The following is a 16,529-nucleotide window of genomic DNA, read 5'->3' on the forward strand; positions in this document are numbered from 1 at the left end:
TGCTTGCGAGCCGCCCCCATGACCGAGCCATCCCGCACCTCCCTTTCGTATCGTGACGCTGGCGTCGATATCGACGCTGGCGATCAGCTGGTTGAAAACATCAAGCCGTTTGCGCGTCGTACCATGCGCCCCGAAGTGTTGGCAGGCATCGGCGGATTTGGCGGTCTCGTTGAGATTTCAAAAAAATACCGCGAGCCCGTTCTGGTATCGGGCACCGACGGGGTCGGCACCAAATTGAAGCTGGCGTTTGAACTTAACCGCCATGACACAGTAGGTATCGACCTGGTTGCCATGAGTGTCAACGATATTTTGGTTCAAGGCGCCGAGCCGTTGTTCTTCCTCGACTACTTCGCCTGCGGCAAGCTTGATGTCACCACTGCGACGGAAGTCATCAAAGGCATCGCTCACGGTTGTGAACAGGCCGGCTGCGCCCTGATTGGTGGCGAAACCGCAGAAATGCCCGGCATGTACCCGGCTGGTGAATATGATCTGGCAGGTTTTGCCGTTGGCGTAGTTGAAAAGAGCCAGATCATTACCGGTGAATCAATTCAACCTGGTGACGTTGTCCTCGGTTTGGCCAGCAATGGCGCCCACTCGAATGGTTACTCCCTGATCCGGAAGGTGCTGCACCTTGCGGAAGCCGACTTCACAGCAACCTTCGACGGCGACCGGTCACTGGCTGAAGTGGTGATGGCCCCGACTCGCATTTACGTCAAACCCATGCTGAAGCTGATGGCCAACCTGCCGGTCAAGGGCATGGCTCATATCACCGGCGGTGGCATCACCGAGAATATACCCCGCGTGCTGCCTGAGCATTGTGTCGCGCAGATTGATGCCGCCAGCTGGCAGCTGCCAAAGCTGTTCCAGTGGTTACAACAGGCAGGCAATATCGCCAGCCAGGAGATGTATCGCACCTTCAACTGTGGGATTGGCATGGCTGTAGTGGTTGCCGCGGAACACGCCGAAGAGGCCATCCGCCAGCTGACCGCTGAAGGCGAAACCGTCTATCGCATTGGGCATGTCCGCCTGCGTGACAGCAACGAGCATCAAACTCAGGTCGCCTGATAATCAACAGGCAGGCCGGCAAGCACGTTTACTCGCCGGCCCGCCCCCCTCCTTATGAAGAACATCGTTATTTTGATTTCGGGCCGGGGCTCGAACATGCAGGCCCTGGTCAATGCACGCATCTCTGGCGCGAGGATTGCAGCAGTCATCAGCAATCGCCCCGATGCCTATGGTTTGGACTGGGCCAAGGCTCAGGGCATTCACACCGTTACGGTAGACCACACACAATATGCCAACCGGGCAGAGTTTGATGCCGCTCTGGCGGATGCCATTGATCAGTTCAGACCAGATCTGCTTATCCTTGCTGGGTTCATGCGTATTCTGGGTGCCGAATTCACGCAACGCTACGCAGGTCGCCTTTTCAATATCCATCCCTCCTTGCTCCCAGCCTTCCCCGGCTTGCATACACACCAGCGCGCAATTGATGCTGGCTGCAAAGTTGCTGGATGTACCGTCCATTTCGTTACTGCGGAACTTGATCACGGCCCCATCGTCTCACAGGCGGTTGTGCCCATCTTGAATGACGATACGGCACAGAGCCTGGCACAACGGGTTTTAGCGGCCGAACATCGCATTTACCCTGAAGCTGTCAGCGATTTTGTGCAAGGACATTTACGGGTCGAGGGAATGCGCGTCATCAATACTCGCTTATCGGATCACTCGTCGGGAAGGCCGTAGTTGTCTCGCCGGCACCTGATTACGCCGACATTGATCGTTGCTTTTGCATTGTCGGCCCTGCTTCATGCTCTTCTCACTTTCGGGGATAGTGCGTGGCTATGGTGGCTCAGTACGACAGAAGCCAGCGAGATCAAAGTTCAGGCCACCACGAAAACCCTGAGCGGCCAATCACTGACGGAAAACGCCACGGGCAGGCGTAAAGGCCCAGCTATCGAACAGCTAACAATCACCTTGGCACACCGTCAGGAACGCCCTCCCCCCTCAATCGGCACGACAGCCCCAGAGCTGGAACAGCCTGATACGCCGCAGCCCACCAGGAAGGTGGCTCACCGCACGACGATACGTCGCCCACCGAAAGCTACTCAAGCCAATGCCGCATCGCAGCTTGCCCAGCTCACAGAGACTCTCTCATCAAGCTTTGATGCGACCAAAGAGGAAGCTCCCGCACCGCCCGGCACTCCAACTCAGGAAGACGTAAAGCCCACCAACCCGCCACCTCCAGTAGTACAGAGCTTTCCGAATCATGTAGTCATTCACTATCTGGCTCGTCAGGGCGCCGTAGCAGGCGTGCAAGCTCAGCTGGTATGGAAGCGTCAAGCAGATCGCTATGACATCACCTTGGGAGCACGTCTCCTTGGTCAGTCAGTCCGCTTCGAGAGCCACGGCTCTGTGGGTCCAAATGGCTTGGTTCCAGAGAATTTTGCGGAGTATGCAAACGACGCGCCACAGCCCAAACGTATGGCGAAATTCGACTGGGCAAACAGTCAGATTAGCTATGGTGAACCCAGTCACTTGAAGACCGAGCCTATCGAGAAAGGCAGTCAGGATTTTCTGTCGGCAGCCCATCAATTTGCCTTGCAAGGAAGCCAGCTACCCAGTTTCACCATGACGATTGCCGATGGGCGCAAGTTGTATCGCTTTCCCTTCGAGCTCGCTGGGGAGACCAACTTCCCAACGGGAGATAAAGACATTTCGGTGCTGCTATTAAAAGGATCACAAAACACTGCGGTTTATCAGATCTTGCTTGCGCCAGAGTGGAATAACCTGCCACTACGCCTATCCCTGGATAAACCGGACAAGTCAGTACTATTTGTTGCATACAAGCTGGAAATCGAGGGGAAGACGATCTTCGAGCGGTCAATCGCCCCCCCTCAACGAGATAAATAAGGAAGAATACCCATGCAGTTTGTTGTCACCACCATTTGCACGTTAATGGCAATCTGCAGCCTCGCTTGGGCTGGCCCGTTGCCCAAACGGGCCAGCATTGATTTTGACGTGTATTACGGAGGCGGACTGAAAATTGGCAAGGCCTCGCAACGCTGGGTGATTGAAGGGGAACGCTATCGACTCGACACCATGCTGATACCGATTTTGGGGCCAACCATCCACTATGTAAGTGAAGGCCGGCTGGCTAAAGAGGGCTTGATACCATCGCGATTCGAGGAACGTCGGGGCAAGTCAGATGACCTTCGGAATTTTTGTGAGTTCGACTGGAAAATCTTAGTCGCCAAATTCGGAGAACCCGACAACCCACAGTCTGGTGAACTGGAAAAGGGCGCCCAGGATATCAACGCTTTCCCATACCAGCTTTCATACGTTGGAGATGGGACAGGAATGCAAATTGCCACAGGTAAAAAGCTTCGGCACGATACCTTCGGTAAAGCAGGCACCGCCAAATTGAAGATAGATAGCAATGAGCTAAGCCTTGTGGTCCTTCGTAGCGCCGATGGCGACAGTCGCTCAGAGGTATGGCTATCACCTGCACATCACAATCTGCCTTTAAAGCTCAGCCGAGCTGAAGGAAACAACACTATTGAGTTTGTTGCTCGCCATGTAGAAATCGAGCCAACAGAACGAAAGGAATAAATTCATGGCTTTCACCAGCACTCAACTTGCCGCAACCATTGATGCCGTACGCGCCGTGATGCCACTTCGTGCGCCAGCAGACATTGAAATGTCACGCTTTTTCCGCGAACACCCCAAGCTGGGCGCCCAAGACCGCGCCTTCGTAGCTGAGGCAGTATTCGGCATCCTGCGCAATAAAATTCAGCTTGATCGCTTGTCTGGAGCCCAGCCCACACCGCGCAAGCTTACTTTGGCTTGGCTCGCTGCAGTTTATGGGCTCAACCTGCGTGAACTCACTCCATATATCACCGAATCGGAACAACGCTGGATCTCCGAAGTTAAGGCGGCCAAATCTGCATCGGCAGAAATTGAGGAACTGGCCGAATTGCCAAGCTGGATTGTCGGCATGCTGCGCGAAGATGGTCTCGGTGATGAACAGATCATCGAAATGGGACGTGCTTTCGGCAGCTCAGGCAGTCTGGATTTGCGGGTCAATACGATCAAAGCCAACCGAGAGGCTGTTCTGGAACGATTCAGTCAAGACGGGATTGCCCACTCCCCAACCCCTTTCAGCCCTCACGGGATCAGGCTTGCAGGCAAGCCCACAATCAATCGGCATCCATTATTTCAAGAAGGCGTCATTGAAGTGCAAGACGAGGGCAGTCAACTGCTCGGCTTACTTCTGGCACCTAAACGCGGCGAGATGATTGTCGATTTCTGCGCAGGGGCAGGCGGAAAGACCTTGCTACTCGGCATGCTGATGCAGTCGTCAGGGCGCTTATACGCATTTGATGTAAGTGAAAAGCGCTTGGCGAATTTGAAGCCCCGTCTGGCACGTTCAGGCCTGTCCAACGTACACCCTCAGCTTATCAGCTCGGAAAATGATCCTAAGATCAAGCGGCTGTCGGGCAAAATTGACAGGGTACTTGTCGATGCACCCTGCTCTGGTCTTGGCACCCTACGACGTAACCCCGATTTGAAATTCCGCCAAAGCCCTCAAAGTGTTGCAGAGTTGAACGCGAAACAGCTCTCCATCCTGACCTCTGCCGCACGACTGCCAAAGGTAGGTGGCAGACTTGTCTATGCCACCTGCAGCATTCTTCAGGTCGAAAACCAGAAAGTTATTGAATCGTTCTTGCAATCCCATCCAAACTTCGTAGTAAGGGATGCAGGAGAAGCACTGGCTTCCTCCAGAGTCGAACTGAATACAGGACCATTCCTGCAACTCAATCCTAAGGATCACCAATGCGATGGCTTCTTTGCTGCTGTGTTGGAAAGAGTCGAGTAATACGCACCTGTAGTCACTGCAGCCAACTACCATCTACGAATCTGGCTAGCGCAAAATAAAAAAGGGAATGCTTAAAGCATTCCCTTTTTTACAACCGTGCTTGCTCAAAAATGGGCTGATGATCTAAGCATACAAGCCGCTACGGTAAATGCACCACTCAGGTCACTATGTCATTTTACGATGCGAAGACTTGGCCGCTTACCTGATGGGGTCGGTGTCGGTGGCTCAGGCTCCTCCTCTGCAGTCTGTGGCTCATCGTCCGAAGACAAATCAACGGCCCGCAAAGGGCTAGAACTCACCGACTCAGGAACAGCCGACAAATCCCCTACTTCCGTGTTATCCGGCTCAAACGCCATTCCTTCACCATTCTCCCTTGCAAAAATTGACACAACAGCTCCAATGGGAACTGCCACATCACGGGAGACACCACCAAACCTCGCCGAGAACCGAACAAAGTCATTTCCAAGTTGCAGGGCTCGCGTTGCGTTGTAACTGATATTCAGCACAATCTCGCCATTTTTGACGTACTCCATCGGCACCTGCATACGGTCCTTTACTGCGACCACCAGATATGGCGTAAATCCATGATCGGAGCACCATTCGTGTATGGCTCTAATCAAATATGGCTTGGTCGAAACTGTCGACATTGCATCTCTCCTGCCAACAGAATTTACTTCCTCATCGCCTTTTCGTTGGGCGTTAGCGAATCAATAAATGGCTGGCGGCTAAAAATTCTTTCTGCGTATTTCAATACAGGCGCCATTGGCTTAGAAACCTCGACCCCGTAATGGTCAAGACGCCATAGCAGAGGGGCAAGTGCCACATCCAGCATGGAAAACTCTTCACCCAGGATAAACTTCTGCTTGGCAAACAAAGGGGCGATTTGTCCAAGGTTATCGCGAATGGTCGTTCTGCATTTCTCTGCCGCTTTACCAGTCGCGCCCTGTTCCAAAGTACGAACGTGGGCAAATAACTCACGTTCAAAATTAAACAAGAACAGGCGAGCACGCGCTCGCATGATTGGGTCTGCAGGCATCAACTGAGGATGCGGGAAGCGCTCGTCAATATATTCGTTAATGATATTTGACTCGTACAAAACGAGATCACGCTCAACCAGCACTGGAACCTCATTGTATGGGTTCATGACTGCCAGATCTTCGGGCTTATTGTGAACATCAACATCCACAATAGTAAAATCCATGCCCTTCTCAAACAGAACAATACGACAGCGGTGGCTGAACGGGCAGGAAGTACCAGAGTAAAGTGTCATCATGGTGATAAGTCTCCACCGCAAACAGCGATTAAAAAATTAATAACTCGTGGTCGGGGTAAATCTGTTTAAAACCAGATTATTGCCAAACACAAAATATAAAAAGGAAAAGCGGGTATGCCCGCTTTTCCTCAGAGCAATTTAAACTTAATGCACATCTTTCCAATACTCCCGCTTCACCAACCAAACCATTGGTAGCAGCAAGAAGCATAGATACAACATCACCCAATACCCGACCGTCTCGCGAGTATTTTGTGCAGGCTCTCCCATCCAAACCAGGAAGTTGACCAGATCAGCAACCTTAGCATCATATTCAACAGTGTGAGCCTTTCCATCTTCCTTGATCCGTGTCAGCTCGCCAGCTTTTATAAGAACTAAGCTTTTCTCCGCATGCGTTGCAGGTCCATGCGCATCTTTGCCTCCTTCTGCCGGGTGGGAAGTAACCTTCAATTCTTGATCACCTTGCAAGTTCCAGAGAACGTGCGGCATACCAACTTTATCAAAGACGGTATTATTCCAACCAGTCGGTCGGGATGGGTCGCGATAAAAACTGCGCATATAGGTGTAAAGCCAGTCGGCACCACGAGATCGTGCGATAACGGAAAGATCAGGCGGGGCCGCCCCAAGCCAAACCTTTGCATCCTTTGCCTGCATGGCGACCTTCATGGTTTCGCCAACTTTGTCACCTGCAAACATCAGATTTTCTTTGATTTGCCCCTCAGAAATACCAATATCCATCAGTCGGTTATAGCGCATAGCCTGAGCACCATGACAAGACAAACAGTAATTGGTAAATAACTTGGCACCACTTTGCAATGAAGCAAGGTCCCTTGTATTCACGGGGGCCGGATCAAGCTTGACGTCTTCGTTGGCAACCGCCAGAAGCGGCACCATCGCCAAAGCAAGTAAAAACTTGCTGATCATTTTCATATTTTATTCCTCGCCTTATCCAGTTACCCGGCTTGGGACTGGTTTGGTTTTATCCATTTTGGTATACCAAGGCATTGCCAAGAAGAATCCAAAGTAAATCACGCTGAAAATCTGCGAGAGCGTGGTTCTTACAGGAGTAGCCGGTAACGCTCCAAGAATACCCAAACCAATAAAAGCTACGATAAATACCGCCAGGATCGACTTGTACAAGGTGCCGCGGTATCGAATTGACTTAACCGGGCTGCGATCGAGCCAAGGCAGTAGCGCAATAATCATGACGGCAGCACCCATTGCTAAAACACCCCAAACCTGAGTACCAAACAAAGATGGCACTGCACGTAAAATTGCGTAGAAAGGAGTGAAATACCAAACCGGGGCAATATGGGGGGGCGTCTTCAGCGGATCTGCGGGAATAAAGTTATTGTACTCAAGGAAATAGCCCTTCATTTCCGGCGCAAAAAAGACAACCGCACTGAATACGATCAAGAACACTACCACGCCAAAAATATCTTTAATGGAGTAGTAAGGGTGTGAATAAATTCCATCCAATGGCAAACCAGTCTTTTCATCCTTTGGTTGTTTCTTAATCTCAATTCCGTCAGGGTTGTTCGAGCCAACTTCATGCAATGCGATCAGATGCAACGCTACCAGTAGTAACAAGACCAAAGGCACCGCGATGACATGCAGAGCAAAAAAGCGATTCAACGTTGCATCGGATACAACAAAATCACCTCGAATCCAAACAGAAAGGTCGGGGCCAATTACAGGAATAGATGAAAACAGGTTTACGATAACTTGCGCACCCCAGAACGACATCTGTCCCCATGGTAACAGGTAGCCGAGGAACGCTTCGGCCATTAGGCACAGAAAAATGAGCATGCCAAAAATCCACAGTAACTCACGTGGCTTTTGATAGGAACCATATATCAATCCACGGAACATATGCAGATAAACGACGACAAAGAACATTGATGCGCCAGTTGAGTGCATATAGCGAATCAACCATCCGCCCGTCACATCACGCATGATGTACTCGACTGAATAAAAAGCCAGATTTGCATCCGGCTTATAGTTCATTGTCAAGAAAATACCAGTTACGATCTGGATTACCAGAACCAGCATGGCCAAAGAGCCGAAGTAGTACCAAAAATTAAAATTCTTTGGTGCTACATACTTGCCCCACTGTGACTCCCAGAGTTGCGTAGCCGGAAACCGAGCATCAACCCAATCGACAATTTGTTGTACTTTATTCATCAGGCTAGCCTCTTTACTTGTCGTCACCAATCAGCAGTTTGGTTTCGCTCAAATACTTGTGCGGTGGGATATCAAGATTTTTAGGAGCGGGTACGCTTGAATAAACACGTCCAGCCAAATCAAACTTCGAACCATGGCAAGGACAGAAAAAGCCTCCAAGCCAGTCAGCTCCAAGATCTGCGGGGGCGAGATCTGGACGATATGTCGGAGAGCACCCTAGGTGGGTACAAACTCCCACGGCAACCAGAATGTTGGCATGATCCTTGATTGATCTATGCATATTCTTACAATAGTCTGGCTGCACGCTACCCTCTGACGACGCATCAGCCAACACTTTTGCAGCTTCCAGTTTACCAAGACTTGCCATCATCTCATCGGTGCGCTTGACCATCCAAACTGGCTTTCCACGCCACTCAATGGTCACTTTCTCGCCAGGCTCCATCTTACCAACGTCAAATTCAACCGGGGCCCCGGCCGCCTTGGCACGTTCAGATGGAAACCAACTGGCGACAAATGGTACCGCTGCGCCGACCACCGCAACGCCGCCAACAGCGCCGGTTGCAACGGTCAAGAAGCGCCGCTTGCTACTGTCTATTTGATTACTCATAACCCAATCCCTGATCCAGATAGAAACCGAAACCCGAAAATCCAATGATTTTAGCTGATCTATCCATGTAATTTAAGCCTTGCGGCAAAAAGGGTTATCCCAACCACACACTAAATGGGGTTATCAAGATCAAAATATCTGTGCTCAAGCCCAAATTTCTGCGAAAGGTGCTCACCTAACGCCTGCACTCCATAGCGCTCCGTTGCGTGATGTCCTGCGGCAATAAAAGCCACACCAGATTCTTTCGCCAGGTGATAACAGGGCTCAGAAGCCTCCCCCGTAATGAACACATCAACATCTAAATCAATAGCTTGCTGAAACAAATTTTGCGCCCCTCCTGTACACCAAGCTATGCGCGATACAGTGCCTTTTCCACCCTGCACTAAAATTGGTAACCGGCATGTTACTTGTTCAAGCCTGAGCGCCAGCTCCGCCAACGCCCACTCACCACCCAAAGTTCCAATCCAGCCTATATCCTGCTCCCCAAAGCGACCGGTTGGGGTAACCCCAAGCCGCTTGGCGAGTTGGACATTGTTTCCGAGCAGTTCATGCGAATCTAAAGGCAGGTGGTACGCAAGAAGACTTATATTCCTCGATAAAAGCCTAGCAATTCGATTGCGTTTAACACCTCTGAGCGAAGCCTCCTCATTCTTCCAAAAGTACCCGTGATGGACCAATATTGCATCAGCCCCCCAAGCCTCTGCTTGCTCAATCAACTCTAGGCTTGCGGTTACACCTGTAGCGATTCTGGTCACCTCAGACTTTCCTTCGACCTGCACTCCATTCGGGCAGTAGTCGCGATATCGCTCAACCACCAGAAGTTGTCCGGTATACTCTTCAAGCTCACGTAATAGCATATGTCGTCTGTTGATAAATCAATGAAAAAGCTATGGCTGATTTTTGCTCAAACAACCACCGCCGGATTGGCGATCTGGTTCTTGGTCACCCTACTTAAACCCAGTTGGCTCCCTCGACCTACATCTGAAATAGTAACCCTCAAAGAGCAGTCGTACCCTTCAAGCAAGGCGCCAATTGCAAACTCCTATCGCGATGGCGTCAAGCGGGCCATTCCATCAGTCGTAAATATCTATTCAAGCAAAGTTGTCAGAACACCGCGCCACCCGCTTCTGGATGATCCATTTTTTCGCCGTTTTTTTGGCGAAAGGCCGGAGCAAAACGACAGTCAGCAATCTTCGAGCTTGGGCTCAGGGGTTGTAGTCAGTCCACAGGGATACATCATCACCAATAACCATGTTGTTGAGTCCGCAGATGAAATTGAAGTCGCCTTAGCTGATGGCAGAACGACAGAGGGGAAGGTTATTGGTTCAGATCCTGAAACAGACCTCGCGGTAATTAAAATTGACCTACCCGACATTCCTTCCATCCAATTCGGACATCCCGAGCAACTGCAAGTTGGGGATGTTGTACTTGCGATTGGAAACCCGTTTGGCGTGGGGCAGACAGTAACCATGGGGATCGTCTCGGCTCTGGGACGCTCTCAACTGGGAATCAATACCTTCGAGAACTTCATTCAGACAGATGCCGCAATTAATCCAGGCAATTCTGGTGGCGCACTGATTGACTCAACGGGCAATTTAATTGGCATCAACAGCGCAATATATTCCAAGAGCGGTGGATCTATGGGTATAGGATTTGCGATTCCAGCAACAACTGTCCGCCAAGTCATGGAGCAACTGATTCAAGATGGTAGCGTTACGCGAGGCTGGCTTGGTGTAGAGCCTCAAGATATGACTCCTGATATAGCGAACTCGCTAAAATTGAATGCCGGGCAACAAGGCGTACTGGTAACCGGTGTGGTACGCGATAGTCCGGCCGATAGCGCAGGAATCAAGCCCGGCGATGTCCTGACCGAAATTGCGGGAAGGAAAATTCAAGACTCCACCGAAATGCTAAACGTCATTGCCAGCTTACCCCCCAATAAGATTGCCTCTCTGAAAATTATCAGAGATAAACGTTTATTGTCGATAAACGTCACGATTGGAAAGCGCCCACGCATACAAGCCCAATAGCAAAAGGCCGCACCTTAAATGCGGCTCTAAATAAAGAGCAATTCAAAACACTAAGTAAATGTCCGCGACTAAGTGTTGGGCTCCACCAGATCTTTTTCTGGGGAGGCAATCCAAACTCTGGCGATCAACAACCCAACCTCATACAAAACCCATAAGGGTACCGCAAGCATTACCTGAGACAGTACATCGGGGGGGGTAACAATTGCTGCAATCACGAAAGCGCCAACAATTACATATGGGCGGGCCTCGCGAAGTTTCGTTACGCTAACGAATCCCATCTTCGCAAGTAATACGACGACAACAGGAACTTCGAAAGTACAGCCAAACGCCAAAAACATCCCGAGAACAAATGAGACATATTTATCGATATCGGTAGACATCTTCACACCTTGCGGCGCGGATGTCGTCATAAATCCAAACACGACAGGAAAAACAAGAAAATACGCGAATGCCATACCTACTATAAAGAGCACCACACTGGAAGCCAATACAGGCAAAGCAAATCGCTTCTCATGCTGATATAAACCTGGTGCCACAAATGACCATGCTTGATATAACGTATGAGGTAACGTGATGATAAATGCCACCATTGCAGTGACTTTCATTGGCACAAAGAAAGGGGTCGTAACCTCGGTGGCTATCATCTCCCCCTGTACAGGCAAAGCCTTTAGTGCCTTCAACAGGGGCAGCGCAAGTAGATGAAATATATCGTTTGACCAAGCAATAAGAGAGAAGAAGACAACCGCCAATACGACCACGGAGCGAAGCAGGCGCTGGCGCAATTCGATCAAATGAACAATCAGTGGTTGTAATTCTTCTTGCATATACGGGAATAGTAAATATTTTAAGATTAACGCCGATCCCGCGCAGACGAGGAACTGTCAGAATTTCGAGTTATTGTCTCTCGGCTATCTAGCAAAATATCGCCATTTACCCGACTTATCTCGTCGGAATCAGTATCTAGCGAGGGAGTAGTAAGGCTTGCAGAAACCTGGTGGAAAGTACCTTCGACATTTTGCGTTAGATTTCTTCCCGCCTCATTCATATCAGCCTCAATCTTACGCAAATTCTCCAACTCGATTTCTCTTGATATATCAGCCTTTACTGAGGCGACATAGCGTTGCGCTCTGCCAACAATATGACCAATGGTTTTTGCTACCTTAGGCAATCGCTCCGGTCCGATCACGATCAGCGCAACACCACCAATTACCAGAATCTCACCAAAACTAAAATCAAACACTGTTAACGCTTATCTTTTCCAGTTACAGAGCCAGACTCCGCCTCGGCACCCGTATTTTTTATAGAACTATCCTTTACCTCTTCATCACCTTTCAAGCCTTCTTTAAATCCGCGAATACCACTACCTAAGTCTTTACCTAAGCCACTTAATTTCTTTGTACCAAAAACCAATACCACAATCACCAAAACAACAAGCCAATGAAAAAGACTAAACGAGCCCATAATTTACTCCACCCTACAGCGTCAATAACTGATCAATTCCTGCTTTCAAGCCATCTTGCGACGGATTACCAATTATATGCACATGCAGATGAAAAACTGACTGCCCGTGACTGGCCCCTGTATTGATTACAGTACGAAATCCATCTGATAGGCCAAGGCCTTTAGCCAACGAAGGCGCCTTTACCAAAATCTTTCCTAACAATTCATGGTGCTCATCTTTCACATCAAGCATTGAGCTGATATGCAACTTTGGGATAAGCAGAAAGTGCACAGGAGCCACTGGGTGAATATCATGAATGGCGATCATCTCATCCGACTCAAAAATCTTATTTGACGGAATTGCACCATTTACAATCGAACAAAAAATGCACTGGCTCATTATTCCTTAATCTCCATTCGACCGAGCTTTTCTTCGATACCCGAAATACCCTCTCTCCGGGCTAATTCGGCCAATACATCAGAAGGCCCCAACCCCTTGAATGATAAAAGAATCATTGAGTGAAACCAGAGATCAGCAATTTCTCTAACGAGGTGAAGGGCATCTTCATCTTTTGCCGCCATAATAGTTTCAACGGCTTCCTCACCAACCTTCTTTAGAATGGCGTCCTGCCCTTTACTAAACAGGCTAGACACATAGGAAGCGGTTGGATCCGCCGCCTTCCTACTTTCCAGGGTGTTTGCGATGCGTTCAAGAATTTTAACGTCGATCATATTTATGGAATACCAAATAAACTTATCACTTTATAGAGGAGAAATTACAACAATATTTCACTATAAAAATGATCAAGTCATCACCTTAATTACGGGAGAAATAACCTCCCACTCGCCATGACCATATCGCCTGAAAAAACAACTCTCTCTCCCCGTATGGCAGGCCACACCACCAACTTGCTTTACCTTGATTAGGAGTACATCGCTATCACAATCAAGAAGAAATTCCTCAATTGCTTGTAAATGTCCAGACTCTTCGCCTTTTTTCCAAATCTTATTGCGGGAGCGAGACCAATAATGGGCAAAGCCTGTCTCAACAGACAGTTTCAATGTCTCTCTGCTCATCCAGGCCATCATCAAAACTTTGTTAGAAACGACGTCCTGTGCAATGACGGGAACCAAACCATCATTGTTCCAGCAAATCGCTCCCAACCAATTCTCAGACATATATGCTTTCAAAAATGCAACACCGTCAGATGGATCAATTTTTCACCAGCAGAATCCACCGTGAGCTAGATCAGGAAAGTCGCACTTCAATACCGGCAGCCCGCATCAATCTCTTTGCATCGCTGACAGTATACTCCCCGAAATGGAAAATGCTGGCAGCTAACACGGCATCAGCCATCCCCAGCTTTACTCCATCAACCAAGTCCTGCAAGGAACCAACACCGCCTGACGCAATTACCGGTATATCCACTTCTTTTGCCACTGCATGTGTCAGCTCTAGATCAAAGCCAGAACGGGTGCCATCCTTATCCATAGATGTCAGAAGAATCTCGCCCGCCCCCAACTCCTGCATACGTACCGCCCATTCGACAGCATCTAGGCCAGTGCCGGTTCGGCCACCATGTGTAAACACTTCCCATCTAGGCTCATTTTTATCAGAAGAAATACGCTTGACATCTATGGCCAGAACAATGCACTGGGAGCCGAAATAGTCTGAAATTTCTCTGATCAACGAGGGATTCGAAACTGCAGCAGAATTGACGCCGACTTTATCTGCACCGGCATTCAGAAGCCGACGCACGTCATGTATGGATCTTACGCCCCCACCGACAGTTAAAGGAATAAATACTTGATCTGCTACAGCCTCAATAATTGGAAGAATCAGATCTCGATTCTCTGACGTGGCAGTAATATCAAGGAAAGTCAGTTCATCCGCCCCTTGCTCATCATAACGGCGGGCAATCTCTACAGGATCTCCTGCATCTCTCAAACCAACGAAATTTATACCCTTTACAACTCTGCCGGCATTCACATCCAAACAGGGAATTACACGCTTAGCCAGCATAGGACTCAATCCAACAATGATGGAAGGGTTAATAATGCAATCAAATCAGATGGTCAATTCATCTGCCAATAACTGAGCGGCGGCAAAATCAATTGTTCCTTCATAAATTGAGCGACCTGCAATTACCCCAACCACACCTTCACTTTCAACGGCACACAAGGACTTTATGTCCTCCAAATTATGCAATCCACCCGAGGCAATTACAGGTACTGTCAACGCCTTGGCGAGCTTTACCGTAGCATCAATATTTACGCCAGACAGCATGCCATCACGACCAATATCGGTATATATGATCGATTCAACACCATAGTCTTCAAACCGTTTGGCGAGATCCAAAACATCATGACCCGTTACTTTCGACCAGCCATCCGTAGCTACTTTGCCATCTTTGGCGTCCAGACCAACGACAATCTGACCGGGGAAAGCATCACACGCTTCATGTAAAAAGCCCGGCCGTTTTACCGCAGCAGTGCCGATGATGACGTAGCTCAAGCCCGCATCAAGGTATTTTTCGATAGTTTCCAGATCACGAATACCCCCTCCTAACTGAACTGGAATCTTTGCATCCACAACCTTAATAATCTCTTTGATTGCCTCTAGGTTCTTTGGCTTACCCGCGAAAGCACCATTTAAATCAACGAGATGCAAGCGCCTCGCCCCTGCATCCAGCCACTGTCGAGCAACAATCTGGGGCGCATCTGAAAAAACTGTTGCGGCATCCATATCGCCCTGCTTAAGCCGAACACACTGTCCATCCTTGAGATCAATAGCGGGAATGATGAGCATACAAATACAGGCAATTAGGAATTAAAAGGAGGATATCAACCTGCTAGCAGGTGCCATCCCACTGCACAAAATTCTTCAGCAATCGAAGGCCATCCGCTTGGCTCTTCTCCGGGTGAAACTGGGTAGCGAAGATGTTACCCCTAGCCACGGCTGCCGTGAAGCGAAAGGGGTAATCTGCCTCAGCGATAGTCAGAGCGTTATCAGCGGGTACCATGTAATAACTATGCACGAAGTAGAAACGCTGGCCACTTTCGATGCCCGACCAAAGCGGGTGCGGTGACAAAGTGACAGTATTCCAACCCATGTGGGGAACCTTCAGAGTATCGCCAGCAGCATTCTTCTGGCCACTTGGGAAGCGCACTACCTTACCCGCAAAAATTCCCAAGCCAGCAGTATCGCCTTCTTCGCTGTGCTCAAACAGCAGTTGCGCCCCCACACAGATTCCGAGAAAAGGCTTGCAATACGCGGCTTTCACAATGGCGTCTCGCAACCCCCGCTGCTCTACTTGCGCCATGCAGTCGCGCATGGCGCCCTGCCCAGGAAATACCACTTTGTCGGCACCTGCCACAACTTTTGCATCGCTAGTCAGAACAATGTCAGCATCTGGCGCCACATGCTCCATGGCACGCAGAACAGATCTCAAATTGCCCATACCATAATCAATTACTGCTATCTGCATAGTTTGCAATCAATAAAAATATCAGCCAATCAGGGTACCTTTTGTAGATGGCGTTAAACTCCCCATACGACCATCCATTTCAACAGCCATTCTCAAAGCTCGACCAAATGCTTTGAATATAGTTTCAGCTTGATGATGTGCATTGACACCACGCAGGTTATCAATGTGCAGTGTCATCATTGAGTGATTGACCAATCCATGAAAAAACTCGGAGAAAAGATCAACATCAAATTGGCCTATCGTGGCACGGGTATATTGCACCTCATAAACCAAGCCTGGTCTTCCCGATAAATCAATCACCACTCTGCTCAAGGCTTCATCAAGCGGGACATAAGCATGACCATATCGGCGAATACCTCTCTTATCGCCCAACGCAGATGCCAAGGCCTGACCAAAGGTGATTCCTATATCCTCAACAGTATGATGAGCATCAATATGCAAATCACCTTTTGCAATAATTTCAATATCAATCAACCCGTGTCGACCTATCTGATCCAGCATATGCTCTAGAAATGGGACACCGGTATCAAAATGACACTTTCCTGTTCCATCGAGATTAATTGATACTGAAATTTGCGTTTCCAGCGTATTTCTGGAAATTAAGGCCTGTCTCATAATGACCATTCATTTGCCA

General features: G+C 49.2%; 22 protein-coding genes. 6 read left to right on the plus strand and 16 right to left on the minus strand.

What is annotated here, in order from left to right:
* The first annotated feature begins 18 nt into the window (after window positions 1-18).
* From purM to PZA18_RS03575, 5 genes are read left to right on the plus strand one after another with little or no spacing between them, the layout of a single operon-like run.
* A complete protein-coding gene (purM, locus tag PZA18_RS03555; protein ID WP_284099416.1) occupies window positions 19-1,065 on the plus strand; it encodes a phosphoribosylformylglycinamidine cyclo-ligase in 1,047 nt (348 codons plus the stop codon).
* 54 nt (window positions 1,066-1,119) lie between these two features.
* Entirely contained in the window at window positions 1,120-1,743 is a 624-nt protein-coding gene (purN, locus tag PZA18_RS03560; RefSeq protein WP_284099417.1) for a phosphoribosylglycinamide formyltransferase, read from the plus strand.
* A 30-nt stretch (window positions 1,744-1,773) separates the two neighbouring features.
* Window positions 1,774-2,910: a DUF3108 domain-containing protein gene (locus PZA18_RS03565; RefSeq protein WP_284099418.1), complete on the plus strand. Its 1,137-nt coding sequence runs from the start codon at window positions 1,774-1,776 to the stop codon at window positions 2,908-2,910.
* A gap of 12 nt (window positions 2,911-2,922) precedes the next feature.
* Window positions 2,923-3,609 carry a DUF3108 domain-containing protein gene (locus tag PZA18_RS03570; protein ID WP_284099419.1) on the plus strand — a complete coding sequence of 229 codons (687 nt, stop codon included), beginning with the start codon at window positions 2,923-2,925 and terminating at the stop codon, window positions 3,607-3,609.
* A 4-nt stretch (window positions 3,610-3,613) separates the two neighbouring features.
* Window positions 3,614-4,876, plus strand: a complete 1,263-nt coding sequence (locus tag PZA18_RS03575; RefSeq protein WP_284099420.1) for an RsmB/NOP family class I SAM-dependent RNA methyltransferase — start codon at window positions 3,614-3,616, stop codon at window positions 4,874-4,876.
* 170 nt (window positions 4,877-5,046) lie between these two features.
* Here the strand turns inward: PZA18_RS03575 and PZA18_RS03580 are convergent, their stop codons facing one another.
* From PZA18_RS03580 to PZA18_RS03605, 6 genes are all read right to left on the minus strand, one after another.
* Window positions 5,047-5,523, minus strand: coding sequence for a ClpXP protease specificity-enhancing factor (locus tag PZA18_RS03580; RefSeq protein ID WP_284099421.1), 477 nt, complete (start codon window positions 5,521-5,523; stop codon window positions 5,047-5,049).
* 23 nt (window positions 5,524-5,546) lie between these two features.
* Complete coding sequence (locus tag PZA18_RS03585; RefSeq protein ID WP_284099422.1) at window positions 5,547-6,149, minus strand: glutathione S-transferase N-terminal domain-containing protein; 603 nt, start codon at window positions 6,147-6,149, stop codon at window positions 5,547-5,549.
* Window positions 6,150-6,293: 144 nt separating this feature from the next.
* Window positions 6,294-7,076: a cytochrome c1 gene (locus PZA18_RS03590; protein WP_284099423.1), complete on the minus strand. Its 783-nt coding sequence runs from the start codon at window positions 7,074-7,076 to the stop codon at window positions 6,294-6,296.
* Between the two features lie 15 nt (window positions 7,077-7,091).
* A complete protein-coding gene (locus PZA18_RS03595; protein WP_284099424.1) occupies window positions 7,092-8,330 on the minus strand; it encodes a cytochrome b in 1,239 nt (412 codons plus the stop codon).
* A gap of 13 nt (window positions 8,331-8,343) precedes the next feature.
* Window positions 8,344-8,937, minus strand: a complete 594-nt coding sequence (petA, locus tag PZA18_RS03600; protein ID WP_284099425.1) for a ubiquinol-cytochrome c reductase iron-sulfur subunit — start codon at window positions 8,935-8,937, stop codon at window positions 8,344-8,346.
* Between the two features lie 110 nt (window positions 8,938-9,047).
* Window positions 9,048-9,794 carry a Nif3-like dinuclear metal center hexameric protein gene (locus tag PZA18_RS03605; RefSeq protein ID WP_284099426.1) on the minus strand — a complete coding sequence of 249 codons (747 nt, stop codon included), beginning with the start codon at window positions 9,792-9,794 and terminating at the stop codon, window positions 9,048-9,050.
* A 21-nt stretch (window positions 9,795-9,815) separates the two neighbouring features.
* Here PZA18_RS03605 and PZA18_RS03610 point away from each other — a divergent pair, with 21 nt between their 5' ends.
* A complete protein-coding gene (locus tag PZA18_RS03610; RefSeq protein ID WP_284099427.1) occupies window positions 9,816-10,967 on the plus strand; it encodes a Do family serine endopeptidase in 1,152 nt (383 codons plus the stop codon).
* Between the two features lie 68 nt (window positions 10,968-11,035).
* Here the strand turns inward: PZA18_RS03610 and tatC are convergent, their stop codons facing one another.
* From tatC to hisB, 10 genes are all read right to left on the minus strand, one after another.
* Window positions 11,036-11,791 carry a twin-arginine translocase subunit TatC gene (gene tatC, locus PZA18_RS03615; protein WP_284099428.1) on the minus strand — a complete coding sequence of 252 codons (756 nt, stop codon included), beginning with the start codon at window positions 11,789-11,791 and terminating at the stop codon, window positions 11,036-11,038.
* 26 nt (window positions 11,792-11,817) lie between these two features.
* On the minus strand, window positions 11,818-12,207 hold the full coding sequence (gene tatB, locus PZA18_RS03620; RefSeq protein WP_284099429.1) for a Sec-independent protein translocase protein TatB: 390 nt from the start codon (window positions 12,205-12,207) through the stop codon (window positions 11,818-11,820).
* A gap of 2 nt (window positions 12,208-12,209) precedes the next feature.
* Window positions 12,210-12,428 (minus strand): Sec-independent protein translocase subunit TatA, encoded by a 219-nt coding sequence (gene tatA / locus PZA18_RS03625; protein ID WP_284099430.1) that lies wholly within the window; start codon window positions 12,426-12,428, stop codon window positions 12,210-12,212.
* A 13-nt stretch (window positions 12,429-12,441) separates the two neighbouring features.
* A complete protein-coding gene (locus tag PZA18_RS03630) occupies window positions 12,442-12,807 on the minus strand; it encodes a histidine triad nucleotide-binding protein (protein WP_284099431.1) in 366 nt (121 codons plus the stop codon).
* Window positions 12,807-13,139: a phosphoribosyl-ATP diphosphatase gene (locus tag PZA18_RS03635; RefSeq protein WP_284099432.1), complete on the minus strand. Its 333-nt coding sequence runs from the start codon at window positions 13,137-13,139 to the stop codon at window positions 12,807-12,809. Before PZA18_RS03635 ends, PZA18_RS03630 begins: the two co-directional genes overlap by 1 nt.
* Window positions 13,140-13,211: 72 nt before the next feature.
* Window positions 13,212-13,586, minus strand: coding sequence for a phosphoribosyl-AMP cyclohydrolase (hisI, locus tag PZA18_RS03640; protein WP_284099433.1), 375 nt, complete (start codon window positions 13,584-13,586; stop codon window positions 13,212-13,214).
* A 70-nt stretch (window positions 13,587-13,656) separates the two neighbouring features.
* The gene (gene hisF / locus PZA18_RS03645; RefSeq protein ID WP_284099434.1) at window positions 13,657-14,430 is read right to left on the minus strand and encodes an imidazole glycerol phosphate synthase subunit HisF; all 774 of its coding nucleotides are present in this window, start codon (window positions 14,428-14,430) and stop codon (window positions 13,657-13,659) included.
* A gap of 45 nt (window positions 14,431-14,475) precedes the next feature.
* A complete protein-coding gene (hisA, locus tag PZA18_RS03650) occupies window positions 14,476-15,216 on the minus strand; it encodes a 1-(5-phosphoribosyl)-5-[(5-phosphoribosylamino)methylideneamino]imidazole-4-carboxamide isomerase (RefSeq protein ID WP_284099435.1) in 741 nt (246 codons plus the stop codon).
* Between the two features lie 43 nt (window positions 15,217-15,259).
* Window positions 15,260-15,895: an imidazole glycerol phosphate synthase subunit HisH gene (gene hisH, locus PZA18_RS03655; protein WP_284099436.1), complete on the minus strand. Its 636-nt coding sequence runs from the start codon at window positions 15,893-15,895 to the stop codon at window positions 15,260-15,262.
* Window positions 15,896-15,916: 21 nt separating this feature from the next.
* Complete coding sequence (gene hisB, locus PZA18_RS03660) at window positions 15,917-16,510, minus strand: imidazoleglycerol-phosphate dehydratase HisB (protein ID WP_284099437.1); 594 nt, start codon at window positions 16,508-16,510, stop codon at window positions 15,917-15,919.
* Window positions 16,511-16,529 lie beyond the last annotated feature (19 nt).

The sequence above is a fragment of the Parachitinimonas caeni genome, from assembly GCF_030129945.1.
Classification (GTDB): Bacteria; Pseudomonadota; Gammaproteobacteria; order Burkholderiales; family Chitinimonadaceae; genus Parachitinimonas; species Parachitinimonas caeni.

What these genes read in the sequence shown, in the direction of transcription:
- tatA (WP_284099430.1), bottom strand. Translation starts at nt 12,428, where the DNA reads ATGGGCTCGTTTAGTCTTTTTCATTGGCTTGTTGTTTTGGTGATTGTG.
- hisI (WP_284099433.1), bottom strand. Translation starts at nt 13,586, where the DNA reads ATGTCTGAGAATTGGTTGGGAGCGATTTGCTGGAACAATGATGGTTTG.
- PZA18_RS03580 (WP_284099421.1), bottom strand. Translation starts at nt 5,523, where the DNA reads ATGTCGACAGTTTCGACCAAGCCATATTTGATTAGAGCCATACACGAA.
- petA (WP_284099425.1), bottom strand. Translation starts at nt 8,937, where the DNA reads ATGAGTAATCAAATAGACAGTAGCAAGCGGCGCTTCTTGACCGTTGCA.
- hisF (WP_284099434.1), bottom strand. Translation starts at nt 14,430, where the DNA reads ATGCTGGCTAAGCGTGTAATTCCCTGTTTGGATGTGAATGCCGGCAGA.
- PZA18_RS03605 (WP_284099426.1), bottom strand. Translation starts at nt 9,794, where the DNA reads ATGCTATTACGTGAGCTTGAAGAGTATACCGGACAACTTCTGGTGGTT.
- PZA18_RS03630 (WP_284099431.1), bottom strand. Translation starts at nt 12,807, where the DNA reads ATGAGCCAGTGCATTTTTTGTTCGATTGTAAATGGTGCAATTCCGTCA.
- PZA18_RS03575 (WP_284099420.1), top strand. Translation starts at nt 3,614, where the DNA reads ATGGCTTTCACCAGCACTCAACTTGCCGCAACCATTGATGCCGTACGC.
- PZA18_RS03635 (WP_284099432.1), bottom strand. Translation starts at nt 13,139, where the DNA reads ATGATCGACGTTAAAATTCTTGAACGCATCGCAAACACCCTGGAAAGT.
- PZA18_RS03570 (WP_284099419.1), top strand. Translation starts at nt 2,923, where the DNA reads ATGCAGTTTGTTGTCACCACCATTTGCACGTTAATGGCAATCTGCAGC.
- PZA18_RS03590 (WP_284099423.1), bottom strand. Translation starts at nt 7,076, where the DNA reads ATGAAAATGATCAGCAAGTTTTTACTTGCTTTGGCGATGGTGCCGCTT.
- hisB (WP_284099437.1), bottom strand. Translation starts at nt 16,510, where the DNA reads ATGAGACAGGCCTTAATTTCCAGAAATACGCTGGAAACGCAAATTTCA.
- PZA18_RS03610 (WP_284099427.1), top strand. Translation starts at nt 9,816, where the DNA reads ATGAAAAAGCTATGGCTGATTTTTGCTCAAACAACCACCGCCGGATTG.
- hisA (WP_284099435.1), bottom strand. Translation starts at nt 15,216, where the DNA reads ATGCTCATCATTCCCGCTATTGATCTCAAGGATGGACAGTGTGTTCGG.
- PZA18_RS03585 (WP_284099422.1), bottom strand. Translation starts at nt 6,149, where the DNA reads ATGATGACACTTTACTCTGGTACTTCCTGCCCGTTCAGCCACCGCTGT.
- PZA18_RS03595 (WP_284099424.1), bottom strand. Translation starts at nt 8,330, where the DNA reads ATGAATAAAGTACAACAAATTGTCGATTGGGTTGATGCTCGGTTTCCG.
- purM (WP_284099416.1), top strand. Translation starts at nt 19, where the DNA reads ATGACCGAGCCATCCCGCACCTCCCTTTCGTATCGTGACGCTGGCGTC.
- hisH (WP_284099436.1), bottom strand. Translation starts at nt 15,895, where the DNA reads ATGCAGATAGCAGTAATTGATTATGGTATGGGCAATTTGAGATCTGTT.
- tatC (WP_284099428.1), bottom strand. Translation starts at nt 11,791, where the DNA reads ATGCAAGAAGAATTACAACCACTGATTGTTCATTTGATCGAATTGCGC.
- purN (WP_284099417.1), top strand. Translation starts at nt 1,120, where the DNA reads ATGAAGAACATCGTTATTTTGATTTCGGGCCGGGGCTCGAACATGCAG.